Origin of the sequence: Flavobacterium sp., assembly GCF_017744675.1 — a bacterium.
Classification (GTDB): Bacteria; Bacteroidota; Bacteroidia; order Flavobacteriales; family Flavobacteriaceae; genus Flavobacterium.
In genome coordinates, this window is record NZ_JAGIAV010000002.1 from 647,302 (window position 1) to 674,015 (window position 26,714).

24 protein-coding genes are annotated in these 26,714 nt (G+C 33.5%); 6 read left to right on the forward strand and 18 right to left on the reverse strand.

Annotated elements, in window-relative coordinates; genetic code table 11:
• Positions 1-31: 31 nt before the first annotated feature.
• Positions 32-796, forward strand: coding sequence for an MBL fold metallo-hydrolase (locus J7574_RS08220; protein ID WP_290966858.1), 765 nt, complete (start codon positions 32-34; stop codon positions 794-796).
• A 1-nt stretch (position 797) separates the two neighbouring features.
• Here J7574_RS08220 and J7574_RS08225 read toward each other — a convergent pair whose 3' ends face one another.
• A complete protein-coding gene (locus J7574_RS08225) occupies positions 798-3,029 on the reverse strand; it encodes a radical SAM protein (protein WP_290966861.1) in 2,232 nt (743 codons plus the stop codon).
• Positions 3,030-3,209: 180 nt separating this feature from the next.
• Between J7574_RS08225 and J7574_RS08230 the strand changes: the two genes are divergently transcribed.
• Positions 3,210-6,515, forward strand: coding sequence for a T9SS type B sorting domain-containing protein (locus tag J7574_RS08230; RefSeq protein ID WP_290966863.1), 3,306 nt, complete (start codon positions 3,210-3,212; stop codon positions 6,513-6,515).
• 63 nt (positions 6,516-6,578) lie between these two features.
• Here the strand turns inward: J7574_RS08230 and J7574_RS08235 are convergent, their stop codons facing one another.
• On the reverse strand, positions 6,579-7,856 hold the full coding sequence (locus J7574_RS08235) for an MFS transporter (protein WP_290966865.1): 1,278 nt from the start codon (positions 7,854-7,856) through the stop codon (positions 6,579-6,581).
• A gap of 272 nt (positions 7,857-8,128) precedes the next feature.
• Here J7574_RS08235 and bshC point away from each other — a divergent pair, with 272 nt between their 5' ends.
• From bshC to J7574_RS08250, 3 genes are all read left to right on the forward strand, one after another.
• Positions 8,129-9,718 carry a bacillithiol biosynthesis cysteine-adding enzyme BshC gene (bshC, locus tag J7574_RS08240; RefSeq protein WP_290966868.1) on the forward strand — a complete coding sequence of 530 codons (1,590 nt, stop codon included), beginning with the start codon at positions 8,129-8,131 and terminating at the stop codon, positions 9,716-9,718.
• A gap of 122 nt (positions 9,719-9,840) precedes the next feature.
• Positions 9,841-11,112 carry a DUF5009 domain-containing protein gene (locus J7574_RS08245; protein WP_290966870.1) on the forward strand — a complete coding sequence of 424 codons (1,272 nt, stop codon included), beginning with the start codon at positions 9,841-9,843 and terminating at the stop codon, positions 11,110-11,112.
• Between the two features lie 208 nt (positions 11,113-11,320).
• Positions 11,321-11,740 (forward strand): nucleoside-diphosphate kinase, encoded by a 420-nt coding sequence (locus J7574_RS08250; RefSeq protein WP_290966873.1) that lies wholly within the window; start codon positions 11,321-11,323, stop codon positions 11,738-11,740.
• A 70-nt stretch (positions 11,741-11,810) separates the two neighbouring features.
• Here the strand turns inward: J7574_RS08250 and J7574_RS08255 are convergent, their stop codons facing one another.
• The 15 genes from J7574_RS08255 to J7574_RS08325 form a co-directional block, all read right to left on the reverse strand.
• Entirely contained in the window at positions 11,811-12,530 is a 720-nt protein-coding gene (locus tag J7574_RS08255; RefSeq protein ID WP_290966876.1) for a hypothetical protein, read from the reverse strand.
• A gap of 130 nt (positions 12,531-12,660) precedes the next feature.
• On the reverse strand, positions 12,661-12,957 hold the full coding sequence (locus J7574_RS08260; protein ID WP_095931056.1) for a DUF721 domain-containing protein: 297 nt from the start codon (positions 12,955-12,957) through the stop codon (positions 12,661-12,663).
• Entirely contained in the window at positions 12,938-13,378 is a 441-nt protein-coding gene (locus tag J7574_RS08265) for a lipocalin family protein (RefSeq protein ID WP_290966883.1), read from the reverse strand. Before J7574_RS08265 ends, J7574_RS08260 begins: the two co-directional genes overlap by 20 nt.
• Positions 13,379-13,895: 517 nt before the next feature.
• Positions 13,896-14,849, reverse strand: coding sequence for a signal recognition particle-docking protein FtsY (gene ftsY / locus J7574_RS08270; RefSeq protein ID WP_248727900.1), 954 nt, complete (start codon positions 14,847-14,849; stop codon positions 13,896-13,898).
• Between the two features lie 188 nt (positions 14,850-15,037).
• On the reverse strand, positions 15,038-15,190 hold the full coding sequence (locus J7574_RS08275) for a DUF4295 domain-containing protein (protein ID WP_008468081.1): 153 nt from the start codon (positions 15,188-15,190) through the stop codon (positions 15,038-15,040).
• A gap of 73 nt (positions 15,191-15,263) precedes the next feature.
• Positions 15,264-15,446: a 50S ribosomal protein L33 gene (gene rpmG / locus J7574_RS08280; RefSeq protein ID WP_008253902.1), complete on the reverse strand. Its 183-nt coding sequence runs from the start codon at positions 15,444-15,446 to the stop codon at positions 15,264-15,266.
• A 27-nt stretch (positions 15,447-15,473) separates the two neighbouring features.
• Entirely contained in the window at positions 15,474-15,710 is a 237-nt protein-coding gene (gene rpmB, locus J7574_RS08285; protein ID WP_008468080.1) for a 50S ribosomal protein L28, read from the reverse strand.
• A 71-nt stretch (positions 15,711-15,781) separates the two neighbouring features.
• Entirely contained in the window at positions 15,782-17,035 is a 1,254-nt protein-coding gene (locus J7574_RS08290) for a competence/damage-inducible protein A (RefSeq protein WP_290966894.1), read from the reverse strand.
• Positions 17,036-17,212: 177 nt separating this feature from the next.
• The gene (locus J7574_RS08295; RefSeq protein WP_008468078.1) at positions 17,213-17,557 is read right to left on the reverse strand and encodes an Hpt domain-containing protein; all 345 of its coding nucleotides are present in this window, start codon (positions 17,555-17,557) and stop codon (positions 17,213-17,215) included.
• On the reverse strand, positions 17,557-18,168 hold the full coding sequence (locus J7574_RS08300) for a fumarylacetoacetate hydrolase family protein (protein WP_290966897.1): 612 nt from the start codon (positions 18,166-18,168) through the stop codon (positions 17,557-17,559). Before J7574_RS08300 ends, J7574_RS08295 begins: the two co-directional genes overlap by 1 nt.
• Positions 18,169-18,254: 86 nt before the next feature.
• The gene (locus J7574_RS08305; RefSeq protein WP_290966900.1) at positions 18,255-19,025 is read right to left on the reverse strand and encodes a 3'-5' exonuclease; all 771 of its coding nucleotides are present in this window, start codon (positions 19,023-19,025) and stop codon (positions 18,255-18,257) included.
• 217 nt (positions 19,026-19,242) lie between these two features.
• Positions 19,243-20,589, reverse strand: a complete 1,347-nt coding sequence (locus tag J7574_RS08310) for a dihydrolipoamide acetyltransferase family protein (protein ID WP_290966903.1) — start codon at positions 20,587-20,589, stop codon at positions 19,243-19,245.
• A gap of 84 nt (positions 20,590-20,673) precedes the next feature.
• Positions 20,674-21,837, reverse strand: a complete 1,164-nt coding sequence (locus J7574_RS08315) for a glycosyltransferase family 2 protein (protein WP_290966906.1) — start codon at positions 21,835-21,837, stop codon at positions 20,674-20,676.
• 32 nt (positions 21,838-21,869) lie between these two features.
• The gene (locus tag J7574_RS08320; protein WP_290966909.1) at positions 21,870-23,051 is read right to left on the reverse strand and encodes a BamA/TamA family outer membrane protein; all 1,182 of its coding nucleotides are present in this window, start codon (positions 23,049-23,051) and stop codon (positions 21,870-21,872) included.
• Between the two features lie 137 nt (positions 23,052-23,188).
• Positions 23,189-24,382: a DUF5009 domain-containing protein gene (locus tag J7574_RS08325; RefSeq protein WP_290966911.1), complete on the reverse strand. Its 1,194-nt coding sequence runs from the start codon at positions 24,380-24,382 to the stop codon at positions 23,189-23,191.
• Positions 24,383-24,492: 110 nt separating this feature from the next.
• Here J7574_RS08325 and J7574_RS08330 point away from each other — a divergent pair, with 110 nt between their 5' ends.
• Complete coding sequence (locus tag J7574_RS08330; RefSeq protein WP_290966914.1) at positions 24,493-25,230, forward strand: CpsB/CapC family capsule biosynthesis tyrosine phosphatase; 738 nt, start codon at positions 24,493-24,495, stop codon at positions 25,228-25,230.
• A 1-nt stretch (position 25,231) separates the two neighbouring features.
• Here J7574_RS08330 and J7574_RS08335 read toward each other — a convergent pair whose 3' ends face one another.
• Entirely contained in the window at positions 25,232-26,668 is a 1,437-nt protein-coding gene (locus tag J7574_RS08335) for an undecaprenyl-phosphate glucose phosphotransferase (RefSeq protein ID WP_290966916.1), read from the reverse strand.
• Positions 26,669-26,714: the final 46 nt, after the last annotated feature.

A 26,714-nucleotide genomic window follows, 5' to 3' on the forward strand; every position in this document is an offset into this window, starting at 1 on the left:
TTTGTATTTTTAATATCTAATTTTCTTGGATATGAAATTACATCATTTGCGAAATGCCTCCTTGGTAATTGAAACAGAAAAGCATGTCATTTTAGTTGACCCGATGTTAGGTAAAAGAAAAACAATTCCGCCTTTTACTATTTTCAGATATAAACCGAAACGAAACCCTTTGGTAGCTTTGCCAAAAAACAGTCGTGACATTTTAAGTCGCGTTACGTATTGTTTGATTACACATTTGCATCCTGATCATATCGATAAAGCGGGCGAGGTTTTTTTAAGACGAAAAAGCATTCCTGTTATTTGCAGTTCTAAAGATGAAAAAGCATTGGTTCAAAGAGGACTTAGCGTAATTCAGACTCTGGAATATTGGGAACCTCAAAAGTTTTTAGATGGAAAAATTACTGGAATTCCTGCTATTCACGGTTACGGTTTCATTGCCAAATTGATGGGAAATGTAATGGGATTTCTTATTGAACTAGCCGATCAAAAATCGGTTTATATTAGTTCTGACACTATTTTTACAGAACATGTCGAAAAAGTTTTAACCCAACTTAAACCCGACATTTCGGTTGTTGCCTGCGGTACGGCAAGATTAGATATCGGACAACCGCTATTAATGCGAATGGATGACATTTTGAAGTTTACAGCTTTAGCTCCAGGAAAAGTTCTCGCTAATCATTTAGAAGCTTTGAATCATTGCCCAACCACAAGATTACAATTAAGAACAGCTCTTGCAGATAATAATCTTTTAAGCAAAACCGCAATTCCGAATGATGGAGAATGTCTGGAATATTAATTTATAAAACCAATAAACCAAATTCTCTCAAGGTATTTACGGGTTTAGAATACCAAAACAATTCGAAATCTTCTAGTGAAGTCTCAAAATCATTTTTAACTTCCTGAAAAGTATAACTTTTAGAACCCGAAACGGCTATTTTCGATAAAATAGACACCAGCCACTCGCCTTCTTCTTTACTGGTTTGAATATCGAAGCTTTCTTTTTTGTCATGAAAAGTAAGCGACATCATTTCCCAGCTTCTTCCTTTTTTAGATTTCGTAAAAATCGATACAGAAGGTTTTCCGCCAAGCCAAACCACTTTTGCATTTGGTTTTGTGTTGAAATCGTTTTGTTCTTGTAAGGCATTAAAAATAAAATCGGGATGAATTTTGGTTTTCGGAATCTTAAAATCAAACCAATCTTGCAACTCGTAATCAAAACAGATTCCGTGCATGAAATTGAAAAGCGATTTCTTTAATCCAAAACTAAATTTATCATGATTGATTCCTGTAGCATCAGTATATTCGATATCATTATTCGCAAAAGTTCCAATCGCTTCTGTTTTTTTCGTCACGCCAAATTGCTCAGGATACAATCCAACCTGACTGTGAGCCGTTAAAGCAAATTGATGCCAAAAACCAGATTGTAAAACTCCAGCTTCAAACAGCTGGCGAACCATTTCCAAGCTGTCAACCGTTTCTTGAATAGTTTGCGTTGGATATCCGTACATTAAATACGCATGAACCATAATTCCGGCTTCAGTAAAATTTCGGGTCACTTTTGCCACCTGTTCTACTGTAACACCTTTGTCGATTAATTTCAACAATCGATCCGAAGCTACTTCTAAACCACCAGAAACTGCAATACAGCCAGAAGCTTTCAGTAAAATGCACAAATCTTTTGAAAAGCTTTTTTCAAAACGAATATTCGTCCACCACGTTACAGCGAGTTTTCTTTTTAAAATTTCAAGTGCTACGGCACGCATTAAAGCTGGAGGAGCGGCTTCATCCACAAAATGGAATCCGTTTTGACCTGTTTTTTCGATCAATTCTTCCATTCGGTCACAAAGCAAACTTGCTGCAACAGGTTCATACACTTTTATATAGTCTAAAGAAATATCACAGAAAGTGCATTTTCCCCAATAACAGCCATGCGCCATGGTGAGTTTGTTCCATCTTCCGTCGCTCCACATTCGATGCATCGGATTTACAATTTCGATTACCGAAATATATTTATCCAAAGGCAAATCTGAATAATCTGGAGTTCCAACCTGCGATTGTTTATAATCGTGTTTTAAAGAATTGTTTTTGTAAACCACCTCTCCATTTTTTAATAAAAAAGTCCTTTTAAAAGAATTTGAATCTGGATTTTCTAAATGAAAAATTAACTCTTCAATTGGAACTTCTCCGTCATCTAAAGTGATAAAATCAAAAAACTCAAAAACACGTTTATCTGAAAGTGAACGTAATTCAGTATTTGGAAAACCTCCACCCATCGAAATTTTAATTTCTGGATGATTTTGTTTTACCCATTGTGCACATCTAAAAGCGCTATATAAATTCCCTGGAAAAGGAACAGAAATTAAAAACAAAGTAGGTTTTACAGCTTCAATTTTAGCTTTTAAAAGCGAAATTAAAATCGAATCGATATAGGTTGGTTCTTGCTGTAAAGCTTCGTACAATTCATCAAACGAATTGGCACTTCTTCCTAAACGTTCGGCATATCGGCTAAAGCCAAAATTTTCATCGACACATTCTACTATAAAATCTGAAATATCTTCCAGATACAAAGTTGCCAAGTGTTTTGCTTTGTCTTGAGTTCCCATTGTTCCAAAAGCCCAATCCAATTCTTCCAATTGTGCAAAACGAGAAGCTTCTGGCAGAAAATCTTCCTGACAAATTTGTAAAGCCAAAGTTGGATTTTTTCCTTGAAGAAACTGAATTACAGAATCAATTGTTTTAATATATTCATCCTGTAAAGCAAAAATACGCTTAGAATTATCTGAGATTTCAGCATCAACTTGAAACATTAAACTTGACCCGAGGCTGGAGGCCGAATTGGCGGAGCAAACCTGAAACAAATCAATAAGTCCTTTTTTCGAAAACAATTCCAAAATCACATCAATACCCAAATCAGCCTGAACCGATTCGATACTTTTAGTGTTCAGAAAACCTTTTATATACGCCGTTGCCGGATACGGTGTATTCAGTTGAGTAAAGGGCGGCGTAATTACAAAAAGTTTCGTTTTCAAAAGGGAATTATTTTTTTGCAAAAATACAGGATATTGGCGACTTTTTCTTGAAAAGATTTTGTTCGTCTGACTTCTGACTTTTTAATTTGGATTTATAGATATTTAATTACATTTGAAATGGCTTAATTTTCTTTTATGAAACAAAAATTACTTTTCTTTTTTCTTTTTTACTCCTTCTTAATGCAAAGTCAATGTTTTGATTGCGCAAAAGTTTATGCTGGCTGGATTGGAGGTGCGGTTTTTGATTTAGAAAAAACAGACAATGCCGTGTTCGTAACTATAGGAACACATCTTTCCGGCGCCAATAGAACTGACAGACCAGGGCTTTACAAATATGATTTAAATTGTAATCTTCTTTGGAAAAAAGAATTTCCTAGTTATACACTTGCCGATTATTTCTGTGTTGATGATCAAGGAAATTCGTACGTTTTAGTAAAAGAACTTTTAGGAGGGAATTACAACTATGGAAGAGAACCTTTTGTTCTTGATGGTTTAGACTTTTATTTTGGCGTTACACTTTATAAACTGTCTCCAAGCGGAAATGTTTTATGGAATCGTAAAATTGGCACTATAAACAACTTAGCAAAAAATGTTTACTACAATGATGGCTACATTTATGTCACTGGCTCATTTAATAATTCTATCAATATCAATAATCAAATCTTATTAAGTGATAATGCTTATTATGGACGAGCTTTTGTTGCAAAATTTGATGTTGGAGGGAACCTAATTGATGCTAAAAAATATGGATCTGGTTCTGAAGCCCTTAAAACTTCTGAAATCGATAAAAATGGAAATATCTATTTCGGTACAATTGGCTTAAACTATGTAACTTCCACTATTTTCAAAGTCAATTCAAATTTAGAGATGGTATGGAGTAAAGAAATTTCTAACAATGGTAATATCCTTAATAAAACCGTTTATAGACCAACTATATTATATTATAACCCAATAAATGACAAACTATATCTATGGGGCTGTTTTGATCGAGATGTAAATGTTTTGGGAAATATATTTAATACAAATTCCCCAAGAAATGATGTAACACAATCCATTTTGACAGAATTTGATCCTTCTAACGGAAATTTGCAAAGATTTAAACAAATTAACAACAATTCAATGCTTGAATATCCAGGAGAAGCCAATCTTCGACCAAGTAGTTTAAATAAAGCATATATGGCTGGAAAAGGCAATGAATTATTTGTTTTTACCAGTTTCTCCAATACAATGATTTTTCCCAATGCAACTATTACATCAAGGTATTGGGGTGAAGATCTCGTACTCTTTAAAATGAATTTAGATAATTTTGAACCAGAGTACATTTTAAAATCAGCTGGTACAAATCATTATGCTAATACTCTATCTCTTGATGCGGCGGGACCAATTAGATTTGACAAAAATGATTTGTTTTTAACCTCAAATTTTCAAAGTGAGCCCTTAATAATTAATAATTCTGTTATTTATGGCAATAGCGGAAATAACGAGTCAAATGGATTACTTTATAAGCTTAAGGCTAGTACATCTCCAGCTAGTAAAGGTGAAATATTAGCAGAAAACACTTGTTTTAATAAAGCGGTAGATTTTAATGTTAAAGGCACATTTGATTCAATACTATGGAATTTTGATGACCCAAATTCAAACGCAAACAATACCGCAACAATAAACAATCCTCAGCATCAATTTACCGCTATAGGAACATTCAATGTTTCTGCGACAATAAAATGCGGGAGTGAAACCCAAACCATAACTAAGGAAATCACGATTACCAATAGCCCTAATGACTTTACACTAAATCCTATTTATTCTTGCGAAGCAAATTCTGGATCTGGTATTTCAAATTCTTTTAATACTTCTGGCATACAAGCAACCGTAATAGGAAATCAATCGGATTTAATTGTAGAATATACTAATCAAAACGGAGTCTCTTTACCAAGTCCGTTGCCAAACCCTTACACCAATACTGCAAAAAATGAAGAGATTATAACTGTAAAAAGTTATTTCAAAACAAATCCTTCTTGTTTTGTAGAGAAAGATTTTAAGCTAATTATCATTAGTAAATCGCAAAATCCAACTGCTAATACTCAACAAACTTTTTGCATCCGACAAAATGCAACATTAGCCAACGTTCAAATTACTGGACAAAATATAAAATGGTACGACGCACAAACAGCTGGAACACTTTTATCTAACACAACTCCACTTCAAAATGGAGTAACTTATTATGCGTCTCAAACTGTAAACGGATGTGAAAGCGAAAGAGCAGCTGTTTTAATTAATATTCAAAATACTTTGGTTCCAACTGCGAACGCAAACCAACCCTTTTGCAACGGACAAAATCCGACAATTGCCAATATTGAAATTACAGGAACTTCTATAAAATGGTACAACGCTCCAACAAACGGGTCTTTATTACCTGAAACTACAGCGCTACAAGACGGCAAAACTTATTACGCTTCTCAAACCATAAATGATTGTGAGAGTCCAAGATTTGGAGTTACAGTTTCAATTGTGAATACTCCTTCTGTTCCAACTGGCACTCCAGAACAATCATTCTGTAAAAAAGAAAATAAAACTCTTAATGACATTCAGATCACAGGACAAAATATAAAGTGGTTCGATACTTATTTTTCTGCCTCTGTTTTACCCAATACCACTTTATTAGAAAATAATAGAACTTATTATGTTTCTCAAACTATTGGATGTGAAAGCGATAGAATACCAATTTTAGTTCATGTTTATAATACTCCATTACCAACTGGAAATAATAATCAACAATTTTGCATTGATGAACTTGCAACAATTGAGGATTTAAGAATAATTGGAAGTGTTCTTAAATGGTATGATGCTACAGTAAATGGGAATATTTTACAAGAAACCGATTTATTACATACTGGAACGTATTATGCTTCGCAAACTTTAAACAATTGCGAAAGCGAAAGATTATCAATTACTGTAAAAATACAAGACACTCCAATTCCAAGTGCAGATTCTCCACAACAATTCTGCATTCAGAAAAATGCAAAAATTAGTGCTATTGAAATTAGTGGCCAGAACATCAAATGGTATGAAAGTTCTTCTGCGACAAACACTTTATCAGAATCTACTTTGCTTGAAAATGGAATCACGTATTATGCTTCTCAGACAGTAAGCACTTGCGAAAGTGACAGGATTCCAATCACCATAAATATTTTAGAAGCAACTTCTAAAGATTGTATTAATTTGGTAAATGAACTTCCGTATCCAAAATTCTTTACTCCAAATGGTGATGGTTTTAATGATACTTGGACAATCGAGCCTGATTATCTAGCTCCAAATTCGTCTATTAGAATATTCAACCGTTACGGAAAATTAATTAAAGAATTGGCACTAAATACCTCTTGGAACGGAACTTATCTTGGCAATCAGGAACCAGCATCAGATTATTGGTTTATGGTTACCAGAATAAATGGAACAGAATATAGAGGCCACTTTTCTCTTAAACGATAAAGAAAGTCCGCAAAGTAAATTTACCTCGCGGACTTTTTAATAATATTTTTGCTTAAAAAATTCTTAGAACTTATGCTCGTCCTTGCTAATTACTAAAAACGAAACTAAAGATATTAAAGCAGCAGCAATTAAATAATAACCTACATAACTCACATCGTAGGTTTTAGCTAGCCAAATTGCAATCATTGGCGCAAAAGCCGCTCCCAGAATTCCTGCCATATTAAAGGTCAAAGAAGCTCCAGAATAACGAACATTGGTTGGAAACAATTCAGACAAGAAAGTTCCTAACGGTCCGTAAGTGAAGCCCATCAAAGACATTCCGATGCAGGCAAAGATGGCAATTTGAGTAATATTTTCAGAACTTAAAAAATACGAAAAGAAAAATCCGAAAACTGCAATAGCTGCAGTTGCTGCAATAAGCATTTTACGACGACCGATTTTATCTGCCACAACAGCTGAAATCGGAATAAAAAGAGCGAAAAACAATACGGAGAATAACTGAATCAATAATCCGTCTCGTTTTACAATTCCTAAATCTGAAGTTGCCCAGCTTAAAGTAAAGACAGTCATTAAATAGAAAACCAAGAATGTCGTGATTGCGGCAAATGTCCCGAAGATTAATTGATTTTTGTATGATTTCACTAACTCTAAAAATGGCACTTTTACTTCCACTTCATGTTTCTTAGCCTCTTCAAATGATGGCGTTTCTGTGATTTTAGTTCGAATATAAAAACCAACTATTACCAAAAGCGCACTAGCAATAAAAGGAATTCTCCAACCATATCTCATAAAATCTTCATTACTCATAGAATCGGTCAACAACAGAAAAGTTCCGCCCGAAAGCAATAACCCAATTGGAGCACCCAACTGCGGAAACATTCCGTACCAAGCACGTTTATTGGGCGGTGCATTTTCTATAGCTAATAGAACAGCCCCTCCCCATTCCCCTCCTAAACCAACACCTTGTCCGAATCGGCAAAGCATTAATAACAAAGGCGCCGCAACACCAATACTGGCATAACTTGGCAAGAATCCAATTGTTACTGTCGAAATTCCCATGGTTAATAAAGCAGCTACAAGCGTAAACTTGCGTCCAATCTTATCTCCATAATGCCCAAAAAATGCAGAACCTAAAGGACGCGATAAAAAGGCAATCGAAAAAGTGGCTAAAGATTCTAATGTCGCCATTGTCGAATCTGAACTTGGAAAAAATAATTGTGGAAAAACCAATACGGCAGCATTGGCATAAATATAGAAATCAAAAAATTCGATCGTGGTGCCAATAAGGCTTCCAAAAAGAACGTGTTTTAGAGAGTTCTTTTTATTGGGGTTAGTTTTCATGTAAAATAGATATAACTTTTTTTTGATTACAAAAATATAGTTTCATTATTAATAATTCATCATTAGAAGAATTACTTTTAAAACACTTATCGTTTTTTAACAAATTCACTGTATTTTTCATTTAAAACCTAATGCTATTTAATCTATTTTAAAAACTTGATTTTAGGCGCTTTAAAACAAAAATCAAAAATCAAATCTTAAGCATTCGTTAAAAGCGTTTTTAACTGTATATTTTCATTAAATTTACAGCTGTCAAAAATAAATTTAAAATTATGCCTACCGACTGTATCAGCTTTCAATCTTCTGGATATTTCTCTAAATTAATGCAAGATTACTTAGATCAAAAACCAGAATTAAAACCGCTGTACAACCATTTTCCAACCTTAGAAAATTTCGAAAAACAAATTGCTGACAAATCAGCGAATTTTGATCATACCAACCGAACTGCCTTGGTTCAAACTCTACAAAAGCAATATCAAAACATTGAAGCTTCAGATTTAACCAAACAAAATATCTCGCTATTAGCACTCGAAAATACGTTCACCATTACAACGGGACATCAGCTAAATCTTTTTAGCGGACCTTTGTATTTTTTATATAAAATCATTTCTACAATTAATTTAACTAAAGAATTAAAATCGAAATATCCTTCATACAATTTTGTTCCCGTTTATTGGATGGCTACAGAGGATCACGATTTTGAAGAAATTAATTATTTTAATTTTAAAGGAAAAAAAATCCGCTGGAATGCGGAAAGCACTGGGCCAGTAGGAAGACTTTCAACTGAAGGCCTAGAAGATTTATTTGAAGTCTATTCTCAAGAATTGGGTTCAAGTACTAATGCAAATGCACTGAAAAAGCTTTTCGAAGATGCTTATCTAAAACACTCAAATCTAGCCGATGCAACTCGCTATTTAGCCAATGCCCTTTTTGCAAGCTACGGTTTGGTCATTATCGATGCTGATGATGCCGATTTAAAACGCGCTTTTATTCCATTCGTAAAAGAAGAATTAGAAAATCAAACTTCGTTTAAAGAAGTTCAAAAATCTATTGAAGCACTTGCAGATTATACCGTTCAGGTAAATCCGCGTGAGATCAATTTATTTTATATTGAAGATAAACTGCGCGAAAGAATCATTTTCGAAAATGACAAATATGTGGTCAACAACACCAAAATCTCATTTTCTAAAGATGAAATTTTCAAATTATTAGAAAGCCATCCAGAAAAATTCAGTCCAAACGTGATTATGCGTCCACTTTATCAGGAAATTATTCTTCCAAATCTTTGCTATATTGGCGGAGGCGGAGAAATTGCTTATTGGTTGGAACTAAAAGCTTTCTTTGAGGCAGTAAACATTACTTTCCCAATACTATTAATTCGAAATTCAGTTCTTTTAGCAACCGAAAAACAAATTAAAAAAGCAGATAATTTAAATTTAACTTGGAAAGATTTATTTAGTAAATCAGAAAATTTAGTTAATGCGATTACACATAAACTTTCTCCATTCCCAATAGATCTGACTCCTCAAAGAGAAGCGCTTGACAAACAATTTGCTTACCTTTTTGAATTGGCCGAAAAAACAGACAAATCTTTCTCTGGGGCAGTAAAAGCACAAGAAGTCAAACAAAAGAAAGGTCTGGAGAATCTGGAAAAACGTTTATTAAAAGCGCAAAAAAGAAAACTTCAAGATCAAATACAACGTGTTACAGATTTGCAGTGTGAGCTCTTTCCAAATTACAGCCTTCAGGAACGTCAAGCCAATTTTTCTGAATTTTATTTAGAAAAAGGAGAACAATTGATTCCGCTTTTAATTCAGAAATTAAAGCCTTTAGAACATAATTTTGACATCATAATCATCTAAAATAATTATCTTTAGAAATTAAAAGTGATAATCTAAGAACAAATAACCAGCTCATTTCTTAGATTATTGCTCTCTCAAACCAAATAGAATTATATTTTATAACCTATTAATGAACTAACCTAATGGTAAGAGAACGCCTAATTTCGCTTGATGTCTTTCGCGGACTGACAATTCTATTAATGACTATTGTAAACAATCCCGGTGATTGGGGAAATGTTTATCCGCCGCTTTTACATGCACATTGGAATGGCTGTACACCAACCGACCTTGTATTTCCGTTTTTTATATTTATAATGGGAGTTGCCGTACCGCTAGCGATGCCTGAGAAAACCTATGATGAAACTACATTCAACAAAATTCTGATTCGTTCGTTAAGAATGCTTTGTTTGGGAATTTTCTTCAATTTCTTTGGCAAAATTCAGCTTTTTGGCTTAGACGGCATTCCGCTTCTTATTGGAAGGTTAATTATCACTTTTGCTGTTGGTTATGCTTTAATGGGCAATTTTAGCACCCGACTAAAAAACATTTTAGCATTTGGTATATTAGCCATTTATCTCATTTTGGCTTATGGCGGGTTCGAAAGCTATCAAGACGTTAGACTTCCAGGAGTTTTACAACGTATTGCGGTAGTTTATTTTGTAGTTTCCCTTTTATACCTAAAGACATCTAGAAAAACTCAAATTATTACAGGTGCTGTTCTACTTTTAGGATATTGGGCCGTTATGACTTTAATTCCAGTTCCAGGAATTGGAGAAGCCAACTTACAAAGAGGTACCAATTTAGCCGCTTGGGTTGACAGTGTTCTATTAAAAGGGCATATGTACCACGAAACCAACACTTGGGATCCTGAAGGAATTCTAAGCACTTTACCATCAATTGTAAACGGAATAATCGGTTTATTCATTGGGCAAATTTTATTGCTTACTGTTACCAAAATTCAAAAAGCGCAGAGAATGGGAATGATAGGTACTTCGCTTATCTTTTTTGGACTAATCTGGGATTTAGTTTTCCCTATCAATAAATCAATTTGGACAAGCAGTTATGTTTTATACACAACAGGATTGGCAATAGTATGCCTAACCGCTTTATATTACATAATTGACATCAAGGAATATAAAAAAGGTTTTAAACTATTTGTTATTTGGGGAGTAAATCCAATGATTGTTTTTTTTGCTTCACAAATTATACCTCAAGCTTTAATCATGATTCGTTTTCAGCATCCATTGCTTTCTGGAGAACAAATCAACCTTTTAAATTATCTGTACCGTTTCGGAATCGCACCATTCTTTAGCAATGCCATGACAGCTTCTCTCGCAGGCGCCTTGACATACGTTGCAATCTGGACATTTATACTATGGATATTCTACAGAAACAAATTAATTTTTAAAGTATAATTTTTTTTCCACCATATAAGTAATATAAGTTCATTTAGCTATACAGCTCAGCTCTGTTCGGCATTTTTTAAATGAACTTATATTACTTATATGGTTTAAAATTGCTTTTCTTGTTCAAAACACCCTTTCAACATGTTTTAATTATGAATTTATTAAAATCAATTGATAAAAAAAGTATACTTTTGCACAAAATTTAATAAAATATAAAATGGCAACAAATAGAACTTTTACAATGATTAAACCAGATGCTGTTGCAAACGGACACATCGGGAATATCTTAGCAATGATTACTAATGGTGGTTTCAAAATCGTTTCATTAAAATTAACTCAATTAACTGTAGCTGATGCAAAAGCATTTTACGCAGTTCACGCAGAAAGACCTTTCTACGGAGAATTAGTTGAATTTATGTCTCGCGGACCAATTGTTGCTGCTATTTTAGAAAAAGATAACGCAGTAGAGGACTTCAGAACTTTAATTGGAGCTACAAACCCAGCTGAAGCTGCTGAAGGAACTATTCGCAAAGCATATGCTACTTCTATCGGAGAAAATGCAGTTCACGGATCTGACAGCGACGAAAACGCTGCTATCGAAAGTGCATTCCACTTTGCTGTGAGAGAACAGTTCTAATAAGAATTATAATCATACAAAAAAACCGCTTCTAAATTGAAGCGGTTTTTTCTTTTTTCAGATAAATCAATTACAGAGTATCAGCTGTCTTTTTTACCATTTTCTCGATTTTTCCATCCAAATCTTTCAGAAGTTCATCTAGTGCACTTTCGCACATTGGCAATACTTTATCAAAAGATAAAACAGGAATTCCTCCTACAATTGTTCCAGTTTTCTTAGAGGTTGCTCCTTCGTTAAAAGCAAATAACTTTTTCCCGTTTTTATCATACAAAGCAATTCTTGCATAAGCTTTCATTTTAATGGTTCCAGTACCACCAACTGCAAATCCTTTTACAACTGCAAAATGAATTTCGGTAAACAGAACACCGTCAGCATTATCTTTAAACATAGTAGCTGTTGCTACTTCATTTGCAGAACCATTAATACCTTCATAAATATATTTGTATCCAGGGTAATTGATAATATATTTTCCAGCTTCTCCTTCTTTGTTAAAGTGCGGAACATAATCAATATATTCTTGTTTTTGAGTTACTTCGTTTTCAGGGATTAGATCAAATGGGAATTTTTTAGAATAATCATTAAAGAAAGCAGTATGATATTTCTCTAATATTGGTAATAAGTTAAAATTCGGATTATTTCCTAAATCAGTTATAGCAGCCAGAGTATTTAAACCAAGCTCAGATAGATCAATTGTTTTATCTGTGTAGAAAGAAACAACAGCTACTTTTTTCTTTTGCGCAGAACTAGTTAAAGCAAATAATGCCGTTAAAATTAGTAAAATTTTTTTCATTGTTTTTTAATTGTTTTTGGGTTATTAAAAAGATGTTACTTACAAAAAATAACGCCCAAATGTATCGCAAAAAAAAACACTTCACAATAGAAGTGTTATTTATTTTTAAAAATAATCTTACTAAATAAAACTACCGCAAAACCACGTCTTTCACGACTTCGCGCCCTAGTTCTTCATTAATCATTTTTACAATTTTATACTTTCCGTGAGTTAGTTCTTCACGTAGAACAGACGATCCTAATTCCACATAAAGCGTACTGCCTTTCAGCACCACATTTCGCGTATAGGTATTCACACCACTACCCATAAGATTTTTCCAAGCATCGCGAACATCAATTTGATCCATACCTGGCTGTAATTTATTCACTTGGATAATCTGCTGTAAAACAGCACTAATAGTACTTTCGTTATTTAGTCTTTTCGCCATCGTTCAAAAGATTTACTGGTCCAGCTTTTTTATAATGATATTCTATTTTTTGCGGATTTTTAACCACCAATTTGTCATCAGAAAGCGAAATAATTTCTTCACTCCATTTTGCATATTTCGTTTTATAATCTAAGAAAGTGTGTCCTTCAGCAAAACGAACCGAAACATTCTCAAAAGTATCCGTTGTTAAAAACGTACCATCAAACTGCGGCATCACTTTCGTTCGAACCCCTTTATTGTTCTTAATCTGAAAGAAATCAAAAGTCTCATTCATTTTATACTCCTTCTCCTCACCTTTCTCAAAAACCACTTTTTCAATTTCCCAATAGCCATTTAATTTAGCAATATCTGCTGGTTTTATTTCCTGTTTGCAGCTCACAAACAAAAGCGAGCAAAACAAAACTATAAAAGTGTTTTTCATAAATAAAGTTATTAAAATTTATTCCTTTTCCCTAAATGGAGTTTGAAGAATTTGGAGCTGATCCTGCTGTCCGCTATATCTTTTACTTTTTAAAGAAAAAAGTAAAAGGATGCCGCTTCCATCAGGGCTAGGGTTCCTGTTTTCAAAAGAAAATTTTCTCGGACTACAAAGATAACCTTATAATCATCAAAAGAAATAATTCGGACAATTAATTCTTTCATGAAATTACAAAGTATCCAGCATTAGATAAAAGAAATTGCAAAATTTAATGCCAACAAAAAAGCTTTTAAATAAAAGCGCTTTAAGCACCTTTATTTAAAAGCTTTTAATTTATTAAGGTATTTTTCTAACGATTAGTTTTTATCCTTTTCAGAACCCCTAAAAAGAACAAAATGATTCCAGCTACTAGCAAAGTATAGTAAACTGAAAGATTATTGTCTTTTAGGACATTTGCCAAAACAAAACATATTACGCTAGCAAAATAAAAAGTTAAAGCCGAAATATTTTTCATTATAAATTATTTAAAGAAGCTGTCAACAAACTCATATTTATTAAAGACTTGCAAATCTTCAATTCCTTCGCCAACACCAATATATTTTACAGGAATTTGAAACTGATCTGAAATTCCAATTACAACTCCACCTTTTGCTGTTCCGTCCAGTTTAGTTACCGCTAATGAAGTCACTTCTGTAGCAGCAGTAAATTGTTTAGCCTGTTCAAAAGCATTCTGACCTGTAGAACCATCTAAAACCAAAAGCACATCGTGAGGAGCATCAGCAACTACTTTCTGCATGACACGTTTTACTTTTGTTAATTCGTTCATTAAGTTAATTTTATTATGAAGACGTCCAGCAGTATCAATAATCACCACATCAGCATCTTGAGCAACCGCAGATTGCAAAGTATCAAAAGCTACAGAAGCAGGATCACTTCCCATTTGCTGTCTCACAATAGGCACGTTTACACGATCTGCCCAAACTTGCAACTGATCAATCGCTGCCGCACGGAATGTATCTGCCGCACCTAAAACCACTTTATGACCTGCTTTTTTAAACTGATAAGCCAATTTACCGATCGTGGTAGTTTTCCCTACTCCATTTACTCCAACAACCATTAAAACGTAAGGCTTCTTATCTTTCGGAATTTCGAATTCTGTTGCTTCACCTGTATTTGTCTCAGACAACAAAGCACCGATTTCATCACGAAGAATCTGATTCAATTCTTCTGTTCCTAAATATTTATCTTCAGCAACACGTTTTTCAATTCTTGTAATAATTTTCAGAGTCGTATCCACTCCAACATCCGAAGCCACAAGAACCTCTTCCAGATTATCTAAAACATCATCATCAACTTTAGATTTCCCAGCAACGGCTTTACTTAACTTCGAGAAAAAAGTAGTTTTCGTTTTTTCAAGACCTTTGTCTAAAGTCTCTTTTTTTTCGGTAGAGAATAATTTTTTAAAAAAACTCATTTTTTGTAGATTATTTAGATTTACTAGATTTCTTGATTTTCAGGCAAGAAATCCAAATCATTAAAGAAAGCGCAATTGTTTCTCAAAAAAAAGCCAATTGTTACGATTCTTTAAATTTTTAGACAAATATAGGTAATAAAAAAGCTACTTCCGAAAGAAAGTAGCTTTTCTATATAATGTAAATGTAATTATTTCTTTTTCAAGAATTCATCAACTTCTTCAGGAGCCATAATAGATTCTACGAATGTATATGCACCAGTTTTAGGAGATTTTACCATTTTGATGGCTTTTGATAATCTCTTAGAAGATGTTTGTAACGATGCTACGGTTTTCTTTGCCATGATTCAAATGTTTTGGAATTCAATAAATCTTCAAATGAAAAACCATTTGAGATTTTATCAAAATCTCTAATTATTACTTAATTTCTTTGTGAACAGTTACTCTTTTTAAGATTGGATTAAATTTTTTAATCTCTAATCTATCTGGAGTATTTTTTTTGTTCTTAGTTGTAATATATCTAGAAGTTCCTGGAACACCCGAAGTTTTGTGCTCAGTACATTCTAAAATTACTTGGATTCTATTACCTTTCTTTGCCATCTTGCTATATATTTATTTAGGAAAAGATTATTTGATAAATCCTTCTGACTGCGCTTTTTTCAAAACTGCAGTGATTCCATTTTTATTAATTGTTTTTATCGTAGATGCTGCTACTCTAAGAGTAATCCATCTATCTTCTTCTGGAAGATAAAAACGCTTTTTAACTAAGTTTACAGAAAACTTTCTCTTAGTTTTGTTCATAGCGTGAGAAACGTTATTTCCTACCATCGCTCTTTTACCTGTAAGGTCACAAACTCTTGACATTATACTTATCTTTTATCGTTATTCAAAATCAGGGTGCAAAGAAAAGAAAAATAAACCATTGTAGCAAAAAATTATTGCACAATTTTTAAAATTTCTTTCTGCAATATTTCTAAACTCTTAACAGATGCCCTATCTATCACTTTTTCACGCGGTTGTCCGAAGTTAAATTCTTCTACAATTACTCGCTCTGGTGTTGCCAAAGCGATGAAAACTGTGCCAATTTCCGCATCCGAATCGCCTTTAGAAGGTCCTGCATTGCCTGTCGTAGCAAGGGCATAGTCTGTTTTCAGCAAATCTTTAACATTCAAAGCCATAACTGACGCAACCTGAGCACTTACAACAGAAAATTCGTCAATTAAATCTTGAGAAATTCCTAAAACATTCACTTTTGCTTCGGTTGCATAGGAAACTACACTTCCTTTAAAGTAGCCTGATGAACCGGGAATCGCCGAAAGCAAAGAAGCAATTCTACCTCCTGTGCAACTTTCTGCTGTCGAGATGGTTTTATTTTGTTTAGAAAGCAATTTTCCAATTACGGCTTCAATCGTTTCATTTTCATCGTAACCCACAATTATATCATGAATTATGGCATCTAGCGACTGTACATTAGATTCAATCGCTTGTTCTAATTCTTCTTTATTAGTTCCGCGTGCGGTTAAACGCAAACGAACTCTTCCTGGATTTGGCAGATACGCCAATTTTATAAACTCTGGAAGATTATTTTCCCATTGTTCGATACGTTCTGCAACTAAACTTTCACCTTGACCATACGTCAAAATCGTTTTATGAATAATATAAGGGCGTTTGTATTCTCTAACAATTTTCGGAATAATCTCTTCTTCCACCAAATATTTCATTTCATAAGGAACTCCCGGAAGCGAAATAAAAACAGTATTTTCTTTTTTCATCCACATTCCTGGCGCTGTGCCGACTTTATTATGCAAAACGGTACAAGTTGATGGAACGAGAGCTTGATCTTTATTCATTTGAGAAATTGGCCTTTTGTAAAAACCTTCTATCAATTCTGTTACATGCGCCAAAACTTTCTGATCAACAACCAGCTCATCATCAAAATAATCGCAGAATGTTTTCTTCGTAACATCGTCTTTCGTAGGACCTAATCCACCAGTTACAATTACAACATCTACCCGATTCTGCAATTGCGAAAAAGTATTTAAAATATGTTCTTTATCATCGCTTATCGACAGCATTTCTGCTACCTCAACCCCAATTCTATCTAGTGATTTAGCAATGAAAGCTGAATTTGTATCAACGATTTGTCCAATTAAGATTTCATCTCCAATTGTAATAATTGCTGCTTTCATATTGTGAAATATATTTTGCTTACAATAAATAAGCTTGTAATTAAATAAGTAGAAAAATTAAATTTTGTCTTGGAGGAAGGTATTAACAGCTTTTACAAACTATAAGCCGTTTACAAAATTTAAAAATTGATTTTGACTTATTCCGTTTACACAAACAGGAATAAGTCAAAAATTATATTAAAGATCAAAATCTTTTTTAATTTCCTTAATCGCTTCTTTTACCTGCACTTTGATACTTTTAAAAGTTTCGATAATATCTTTTTTCTTGCCTTCGGCTTTTGTCCATGCCTCTACTTGCAAGATCTCTTCAAAAGCTACATTTAACCCCATTAAATCCAATGTCGGCTTTATTTTATGTGCGTACGAATAAGCGTATTTATGATCCTTCTTTTTTATTCCTTCTTTAATTTGTTTCAAATCTTCTGGCACTTCTGTAACAAATAATGTTAAAATTTGATTTACAAATTCAGGATCGTTATCTGAAAGCGCATATACTTTCGAAAGGTTGTATTTTAAAGCCATTATTTTACTTGTATTCTGAATAATTTTTTATCTTCTAAAAAGCCTTCTAAAACATCATTTGGTTTTACAGCGGCAACACCTGCTGGCGTTCCTGTAAAAATAATATCTCCGATTTTTAAGGTGAAAAACTGAGATACATGAGAGATTAATTCATCTATCTTCCAAAGCATCATACTCGAGTTTCCTTTTTGAACAGTTTCTGAATTATTTCTTAATTCAAAATTAAGATTTTCCATAGAAACAAAATCAGTTTTTGGCAAAAAATCGCCAATAACTGCCGAACCGTCAAATGCCTTAGCTTTTTCCCACGGAAGTCCTTTTTCTTTTAATTTACTTTGAAGATCTCGTGCCGTAAAATCGATTCCAACACTTATTTCATCATAATATTTGTGAGCAAATTTAGGCTCAATATATTTTCCAACTTTGCTAATCTTTACGATTATTTCGACTTCATGATGAACATCTTCCGAAAATTCTGGAATAACAAACGGATGCTGCTTCAACAAAACCGCAGAGTCTGGCTTCATAAAAACAACAGGCTCACTCGGACGTTCATTTTTTAATTCTTCTATATGATTGGCATAATTCCTGCCGACACAGATAATCTTCATTTTTTTTTAAGTTTCTAAGACACTAAGATGCTAAGTTACTAAGAAACTAAAAACTTAGAATCTCAGAAACTTAGCATCTTAGAAACTTATTTTGTGTTTAATTTTCTCAATTTAATTGCTGTCAAAACTTTTTTGGTATACAGAGGAAAATCAGCATTTTGAATCCAGCTGAAATACCCTGGTTCTGTTTCTAAAACTTTTTCAACTTTAGCTCCTTTGTGCTTGCCAAATGTAAAAATTTCTTCATCGTCTTTATCAAAAGCGATCATTCCTGCAAAATCTGCGATTTTCTTGCGAGTTGTAAATTCAGATAATGATTTAATGTCGTTTTCCAATTCTGGATAACGGTCTAACTGCGCTTTCAAGATTTCGTAAGTCGCCATTGTATCTGCTTCTGCAGAATGGGCATTGTCTAAAGTTTTTCCGCAATAGAACTTTAAAGCGGCGCTCAAAGTACGTTCTTCCATTTTATGGAAAATCGTCTGTACATCTACAGAAACTTTATTTTTCATATCAAAATCTACTCCTGCACGAAGCAATTCTTCAGCCAGAAGCGGAATATCAAAACGATCTGAATTAAATCCACCCAAATCACTGTCTTTAATCATATTGTGAATATGCGGAGCAAGTTCTGCAAAAGTAGGTTCGTTGGCCACTTTTTCGTCTGTGATGCCATGAACTGCAGTGGTCTGCGGAGGAATTGGAATTGTTGGATTTACCAACCAGGTTTTACTTTCTTTGTTTCCGTTAGGAAAAACTTTGAATATTGAAATTTCTACGATTCTATCTTTACCGATATCAATTCCCGTTGTTTCGAGATCAAAAAAGCAAATTGGTTTGTTAAGTTTTAATTCCATTTCTAATTTTTATAAGTTTACAAATGTAATTTTTAAAGCCGAATATCCTCGCCCTATTCTGATTTTTTTTGTCGAAAAAAGCTTTCAAATTGTGATTTTAACTTTTCTAAAATAAGCCTTCCAAAAGAATAAGCATTTCCACTTAACTCTTTTCTTACAAAAGAAAAATCCGATAAGTTTAAAACCTATCGGATTTGAATTTATTCCTTATTGATTTTTAGAAATCTCTATCTACATCAAAAGCTTCTAAATATTCTGCTACTCTTTTAACGAAACTCCCCCCCAACGCTCCATCAACAACTCTATGATCGTAAGAGTGAGACAAGAACATTTTTTGACGAATTCCGATAAAATCTCCTTCTGGAGTTTCGATAACCGCAGGCACTTTACGAATAGCTCCAAGCGCTAGAATTCCAACTTGTGGCTGGTTGATAATTGGCGTTCCGAAAACGCTTCCAAAAGTACCAACGTTTGTTACCGTATAAGTTCCACCTTGTGTATCGTCTGGTTTTAGTTTTCCAGCTTTTGCACGATTCCCTAAGTCGTTAACCGCTTTTGCCATTCCAACCAAATTCAACTGATCTGCATTTTTAATTACAGGAACAATTAAGTTTCCGTTTGGAAGTGCCGCTGCCATTCCTAAATTGATATTTTTCTTTTTAATGATATAATCTCCATCTACAGAAATATTCATTCCTGGGAAATCTTTTAAAGCTTTTGCAACCGCTTCCATCATAATTGGAGTAAAAGTCAACTTCTCGCCTTCTCTTTTTTCGAAAGCTGTTTTTACCTTATCTCTCCATTTTACAATATTGGTTACATCTACTTCAATAAAAGATTGTACGTGAGCAGAAGTTTGAACCGAAGCCACCATATAACCTGAAATCAGCTTACGCATTCTGTCCATTTCAACAATTTCATCAGCACCATTTACAGAAACCGGAACTGCTTGCTGGCTCTTTTGAGCAACTGGTTCTACTGTTTTTGGAGCTTCTACTTTTGGAGTTTCAACAACTTTTGGAGCTGCTTCAACTGTTTGAGGCATTTGAACAGAACCTGATTTGCGATCTTCTACATATTTTAGAATATCTTCTTTCGTTACGCGTCCATCTTTTCCTGAACCTGCAATATTTTCAAGTTCATTTAAAGAAACACCTTCTTCTTTTGCAATATTTTTTACTAATGGAGAAAAGAATTTATCTGAACTCGAGAAATCTTGAGAAGCTGCTGTTTCTTTAACCGCTTCGATTGTTTTTTCAATTTCAGCAGCTTCAACAGGAGCAGTTTCTACTGTATTTATTGCCACAGTTGGCGCATCGCCTCCTTCAGTTTCAATAATAGCAATAGTTTGTCCTACTTGCACTAAATCATCTTTACCAAACAATTGCTCAACTAAAATCCCTGATACTTCGCTAGGCACTTCGCTGTCAACTTTATCTGTTGCAATTTCGAGTACGGCTTCATCAGCCTCAATTTTGTCTCCAACTTCTTTCAACCAGTTTGTAATGGTTGCTTCAGCGACACTTTCTCCCATTTTAGGAAGCTTTAATTCAAATCTTGCCATATTGTTAATCTAAAAGATGTTTTTGATTTTCAGATTGCGAAATTAATGAATATTTTAAACATAAATTTCATTTAATATAATTTTTTACTCAATTTTTACAATTTGCCCCCTGTCATTTCTAGAATTACTTCCAATAACAAAATGGGTATTTTTGGGTAAAATTTTAAAAGTAATACTCTTATCTTGAATAGTTTCTATGATTTCGATACATTTTTTGAACGAAATGTATTGATTATCCAAAATAATTTCGGCTTTTTTCCTCTTAAAAATCAGCCACGAATTTACCATTTTTTCTTTCGGGATTTTTAAAAACTGGACTTTATTTTTTAAAGTTAAGGCTAATTTGTGAGACAAATCTTCATTTAAAGAATAAAAAATATACTCTTCTGGATTTGTTTTTGTTTTCGTTTTGCCTTGAAACATTTTTATAAAAGAGAAAAACCAAGTTCCCATTTGGATAAAAAAACTAAAGAAGAATGATTTCTTAAAATGTTTTTGATAGAAGAAATTCATCGCTTCCTGAAAACGTTTCATATATTTTTCGTCCTTTACGGTGCTTTCTCCTTTATAATGCAAAACAGTAGTCTCATGAAAATAATAATTTGTTTTTTTATTTTGCAAAGCCCTATAAGACAAATCGATATCATCGGCATACATAAAGCAATCTTCATCAAAACCTTTTAAATCTTCATACAGACTTTTTTCCAAAAACATAAAAGCGCCAACGAGAATCTCTACCTTTCCAGTTTGATTTTCGTTTAAATGCTGCGCATAATATTGATTGAAAAGCTTGGATTTAGGAAAGATTTTGTACAATCCGAAAATTTTGGTGAAAGCAACCCAAGGCGTTGGAATGCCACGCTTGCTTTCTGGAAGAAAAGCTCCTGTTCCGTCAATCAATTTACAACCGATAATTCCAAGATTGGTTTGCCTTTCGGCGAAAGCCAGAATCTTAGTAAAAGTATCTTCTGCCACAACAGTATCAGGATTTAAAATACAAACGTACTTCCCTTTCGCTTGACGAACACCAATATTATTGCCTTTTGGGAAACCAAAATTTTCTTTGTTTTCGATGAGTTTTACGTCGGGAAATTTTTCTTTCATCATCAAAACACTCTCGTCTGATGAGTTATTATCTATTACAATAATTTCGGCATCGATTGCTGCAATAGCTTCCTGGACGCTTAAAACGCATTGTTCGAGAAAGTAACGCACATTGTAATTTAAAATAACAACCGATAACTGCATGGATAATTGAGTCTATAGATTTTTGGCCGAAGTTAGAAATTTTCAGATAACCCCAAACGCAATGACCAATCGTTTTTACTAATTCCGTAATCTAACGCTAAATTACTTCCGTTGCGTTTATTCCATTTTATGCGAATTCCGGTTCCCACAGCAGGATTCCATTTTTTAAATTCGTACGTGTCTAATTTAGAAACCGAAGAAATATTGGTAAAAAAGACTGCTCCAAAAAAACCATTTCGACTAATATCAGTCCTATACTCGGTTTCAAAGTACATCAGAGCACTGCTTCGATATCTGTTTTTAGTAAACCCACGGCCTGTTTTTCCTTCACGATCCCAACCAATACTTGGCAAATCTAAATAATGAGGTTTTCCGCCAAAGGTTGACCAAAAAAATGCCCTCGAAGCCCAAACCCGATGTTTTGTTTTACTAAAGGAGTGGTATTTTCGAGCATCAAAATATATCGATTGCCATTTATCGCCTTCGACGCCACTAGTATTTATTCGCAAATCGGCTTCGACATACAAACCTCTTTCTGGATTAATTATATTTTCTCTCGAATCGTAAAGTCCCTGAATTGCAAATCCAAACGAAGTTTCGTTAGAATAATCACCGTTCATATATTGGTAATAATCTGTTTCTCCGTCTATGTAGGATTCCTCAGAAATGTTTTGATAATTATCTAAAAGAAAACCAACTCCCAAACGATAATTTCCAACAATTTGCCTGGTAATAAACTGATAAAAACGCCATTGCTGGTAATCGAGAGTCGACATTTCTTGTTTAGATTCGTGCTCCCCCAAACCATAAGTGAGCTGCGGATAAATCATATAGCGATAATCGCCAATAAGACTCCATTTATTATCCTTGGAATAAATATACGACTGGATTGGAAATACAAATTGTTTGCTAAAACTAAAATATGGCGAAAAAGTAATTTGAGACATTCTGGTCGTTTCGGCATCGCCCAAATAAAAAGTAGTCAGGAAGGAAACCACCAAACCTGAGCTGGAATTAACGCCAACGGGAACAGGCAGTAAAGAAAAAGTCAGTTTTCTTTTTCTTTCTGGGCGAATGGTATCTTGCTTATCAAAAATTTTATGAATAACATCTAAGATATCTCGTGTGCCCACGTCTGTACTATCACTTTGCGCCTGACAAAATGATCCGATTAAAAATAAAACTAAGATGTATTTAATTTTTAAACTATTCACGCACAATATCTTAAAAACCGTCTCTTACAAATTTAAAATTTTATTAAGAATAACAATCTATTTTTTGTACGAAATTTTTTTAGTCTTCAGTCGCAGTCGCAGTTTTCAGTTTGCCAACTAAGACTGAATACTAAAACCTAAAGGTGAAGTTGAATTTTATATCTATTCAAGATTTTCATTACAAAAAGCATAATGACAGAAAATAACAGAGACCAAAGAATCCCAGGAAGTCCCACTCTAAAATATCCTGGAATAATATGAACGTTTATAAGCTTACAGAAATAATAAATAACACCTGGCAAAATATAAATCAATAACGGATTTGCCGCTGCTGGCATGAAAAATTCGCTCCATTTAGTTTGTTTTTTAACTTCCATTAGCCAATACAAGAAATAGAACAAAACGGTACAAATTGCCGCCGAAAACATAGTCCATGAAGGTGTGCCTTTTATTTTTGAAATTCCAAAATACGGACGAAGCAAAATGGCTGTTAAGGTAAATAGCGCAATAAAACCAATTACCAGCCAATTGATTTTAGTGTTAATTATTTTTCGATCGAAAAATAATAGCGAAATCACCACTCCTGCCGAAACTAAAGAAGCATGAGTTAGATGACCTGCTATAAAACTTAGCCAAGGAGTGCTATGTACGAAAGAACCTTCTGTTAAATTAAGAGTATTCATTGCGACAGAAAAAGCTAAAAATGCTATCATTGCCCATAAATTTCCTGAAACTAACCAATAATAAATAACTGTAAAAAGATACGCCCAACCGATTAGTCCGAGAATTCCCCACCATTTTGGTGTCATTCCTCTTTCTCCTGTTTCTTGAATGTATAAAAAGTAAAGGGATATGAGAACCAAAATCCCTCCGTATTGAAGTACATTTTTTAACCAAAGAGGAAAATCTTTCGGATATTTATTCCAAATCGGAATTGGCATCGCGTATGCTAAAAGTGCCCAAAGTACTGGATTAATAATCATTTTAGAAGCGTCGTAACCATATTCGGCATTCACCATAAACACGCCTATAACGATAAGTGCAATTGCTCTTTTAAGCGTATGCGTCCAGATTGTTTTCGGACTATCTCCTTTTATCAACCTCGCATTAAAAGCAAACGGAATAGACATCCCGACAATGAATAAAAAAGCAGGAAAAACCAAATCAACAAAAGTCATCGCGTCTGCATCTGCAGGCATGTGCCTCATCCATTGTGGCACTTCTTTAATGCTTGCCAATTCATTTACAAAAATCATTACAAAAATGGTAATTCCACGCAAAGCATCAATCGAAATGATACGTTGATTAAACAGATTCTCTTTTATTTTCATAAAAAAATACTTTTTCATCAAATATATAAAAGACTAGCGACATTAGTTACATTAATTTTATTTTCGATTGTTTTTATCATAAATAAAAACATTAGGCTTACTTTTGCAGCATGTTATCATTCTTTAAATCGAAACCTTTCTTAAGAGATCTTTTAGCTGGAGATTTTGTGGATATTCATTCCCATTTATTACCAGGAATAGATGATGGTGCCAGAACCATTGACAATACGGCTAAACTTGTTCAATCGTTGCAGGAAATGGGAGTTTCTCAATTTATTACGACACCACATATCAGCCATTACATTTGGGATAATTCTCCAGAAATCATTAATGCTAAGTACAATGAAACGAAATTGTTATTAGAAGAAAAAAGCGTTATAATCCCTATGAAAGCAGCGTCTGAATATTTTATGGACGATTGGTTTGAAAATCATTTTAAGAACGAAAAACTTCTTACTCTTAAAGATAATTACGTATTAGTTGAGATGTCATATATTAATGCTCCAGTCCAACTCTATAAAATAATTTTTGAACTACAGGTTGCAGGATATATACCTGTTTTGGCTCATCCAGAAAGGTATTTGTTTTATCATAAAAACTTTGATGAATATAACAAATTGAAAAAGGCTGGCTGTAAGTTTCAGCTCAATTTACTTTCAGTTGTAGGATATTACGGAGCGGAAATTACTAAAGTAGCGGAATTACTTTTGAACAAAGGATTATATGATTTTGCTGGAACTGATGTTCACCACAGCAACCATATAGCTTCATTTGATAAAAAAATAAATGTTAAAGAAATTTCTGTTTTAAAAGAAGTTATAGCCAATAACGCATTTTTCAGATTCTAAACTAGTATGCATTTTCTTCACCCTTAACAATATTCATAAGGGTTCTTACGATAATTTTGACATCTAATAGTAAACTCCAGTTTTCGATGTACCAAATATCGCATTCAACTCTATTTTCCATATCGACAAGTTTTTTTGTTTCACCACGATAGCCATTCACTTGTGCCCAGCCAGTAATTCCAGGTTTGGCATAATGTCGAACTGAATAATTTGCAATCAATTCGCCATACTCTTTTGCAAGATTAATCATATGCGGTCTAGGCCCTACAACTGACATATTTCCAAAAAGAACATTAAAAAACTGTGGCAATTCATCTATACTCGTTTTACGCATAAAAACACCAAATTTAGTCACTCGGCTGTCCCCTTTCCCTGCCTGCTTATCGTGTGCAAGATCATTCAAGTACATACTTCTGAATTTCAAACAAGTGAAGGTTCTATTATCGCGACCTGAACGTGGTTGCTTAAAAAATATAGGCCCTGGCGATTCTAATTTGATAATAATCATTAGTATTGGAAATAGCCAAGGAAAAATTAAAATGATCACTAATGATGCGAAACAAATATCAAAAACTTTTTTTAAAATTCTATTTAGCGCAAGCTCTAAAGGTTCGGGACGAAGCATCAAGACTGGAGTATTTTCGTAAAAAGCAACCTCAACCTTACTTGATTTTGTGTACAATTGAAAGTCTGGAATAAATTTAATACGCACCAAATTCTGTTCGCATATTTTTATTATTTTATTGATTGTCTCAACATTGTCTATATGCAGAGCGACATATAATTCATCAACTTTTTCTTTAATAACAAATTCTTCTATATCTTCAAATCCACCAGCAATTTCAAACAATTGAGAAGGAGAACTAGTACTTTTTTCATCAAAAAAACCTAAAAACTTATATCCATAGGTTAAATTTTTGGCTAGTATTTTTCGCATTTTTTCTCCAGTATCATTTGCTCCAACAATAATAATTTTTTTAAAATTATATCCTTTGGCTCTAATTTCTTTTAATACTTTCATAGATATGTAGCGAGACACCAATAATATCACGAAAAAAAACAAATAAAAATAGAGTAATCGCAGCCTTGAAATATCCGAAAACTTTAAAAAGACTACAAAAATTGCAATTAAAGATGCATGTATTATAATTTTTCTAATAGTTCTCTTAACGATAGATTCTATACGTTCGATTCTCACCATTCGATAGGAATCTTTATTTAAAAGCAAACCGATCCATATTAAGTTAGCTAATAAAGTAACCGTTTTCTCTTCTTTTACAAAGAGTTCATCAAGACTTCCAAATCTCGCAAGTGCTGAAAGTATTATGGCAGTATTTAATAATATTACATCCCAGATAACAAACAAAAGTTTGAAATAACGGGAAACACGGAAGCGTGATAATTCTTCTAAAATTTTCATCATTAAATTCTTATCCAAAAATAAGCTTTAGCATACATTGACGAAAATAGTACTTTAATTGTAC

Coding starts and splice junctions, on each gene's coding strand:
- ftsY (WP_248727900.1), bottom strand. CDS start 14,849: ATGAGTTTTTTTAAAAAATTATTCTCTACCGAAAAAAAAGAGACTTTA.
- J7574_RS08230 (WP_290966863.1), top strand. CDS start 3,210: ATGCAAAGTCAATGTTTTGATTGCGCAAAAGTTTATGCTGGCTGGATT.
- J7574_RS08295 (WP_008468078.1), bottom strand. CDS start 17,557: ATGGCTTTAAAATACAACCTTTCGAAAGTATATGCGCTTTCAGATAAC.
- J7574_RS08310 (WP_290966903.1), bottom strand. CDS start 20,589: ATGGCAAGATTTGAATTAAAGCTTCCTAAAATGGGAGAAAGTGTCGCT.
- J7574_RS08330 (WP_290966914.1), top strand. CDS start 24,493: ATGTTATCATTCTTTAAATCGAAACCTTTCTTAAGAGATCTTTTAGCT.
- J7574_RS08265 (WP_290966883.1), bottom strand. CDS start 13,378: ATGAAAAACACTTTTATAGTTTTGTTTTGCTCGCTTTTGTTTGTGAGC.
- J7574_RS08255 (WP_290966876.1), bottom strand. CDS start 12,530: ATGAAAAAAATTTTACTAATTTTAACGGCATTATTTGCTTTAACTAGT.
- J7574_RS08305 (WP_290966900.1), bottom strand. CDS start 19,025: ATGGAATTAAAACTTAACAAACCAATTTGCTTTTTTGATCTCGAAACA.
- J7574_RS08220 (WP_290966858.1), top strand. CDS start 32: ATGAAATTACATCATTTGCGAAATGCCTCCTTGGTAATTGAAACAGAA.
- J7574_RS08245 (WP_290966870.1), top strand. CDS start 9,841: ATGGTAAGAGAACGCCTAATTTCGCTTGATGTCTTTCGCGGACTGACA.
- J7574_RS08315 (WP_290966906.1), bottom strand. CDS start 21,837: ATGCAGTTATCGGTTGTTATTTTAAATTACAATGTGCGTTACTTTCTC.
- J7574_RS08300 (WP_290966897.1), bottom strand. CDS start 18,168: ATGAAGATTATCTGTGTCGGCAGGAATTATGCCAATCATATAGAAGAA.
- J7574_RS08290 (WP_290966894.1), bottom strand. CDS start 17,035: ATGAAAGCAGCAATTATTACAATTGGAGATGAAATCTTAATTGGACAA.
- J7574_RS08325 (WP_290966911.1), bottom strand. CDS start 24,382: ATGAAAATAAAAGAGAATCTGTTTAATCAACGTATCATTTCGATTGAT.
- J7574_RS08275 (WP_008468081.1), bottom strand. CDS start 15,190: ATGGCAAAGAAAACCGTAGCATCGTTACAAACATCTTCTAAGAGATTA.
- rpmG (WP_008253902.1), bottom strand. CDS start 15,446: ATGGCAAAGAAAGGTAATAGAATCCAAGTAATTTTAGAATGTACTGAG.
- rpmB (WP_008468080.1), bottom strand. CDS start 15,710: ATGTCAAGAGTTTGTGACCTTACAGGTAAAAGAGCGATGGTAGGAAAT.
- J7574_RS08235 (WP_290966865.1), bottom strand. CDS start 7,856: ATGAAAACTAACCCCAATAAAAAGAACTCTCTAAAACACGTTCTTTTT.
- J7574_RS08250 (WP_290966873.1), top strand. CDS start 11,321: ATGGCAACAAATAGAACTTTTACAATGATTAAACCAGATGCTGTTGCA.
- J7574_RS08260 (WP_095931056.1), bottom strand. CDS start 12,957: ATGGCGAAAAGACTAAATAACGAAAGTACTATTAGTGCTGTTTTACAG.
- bshC (WP_290966868.1), top strand. CDS start 8,129: ATGCCTACCGACTGTATCAGCTTTCAATCTTCTGGATATTTCTCTAAA.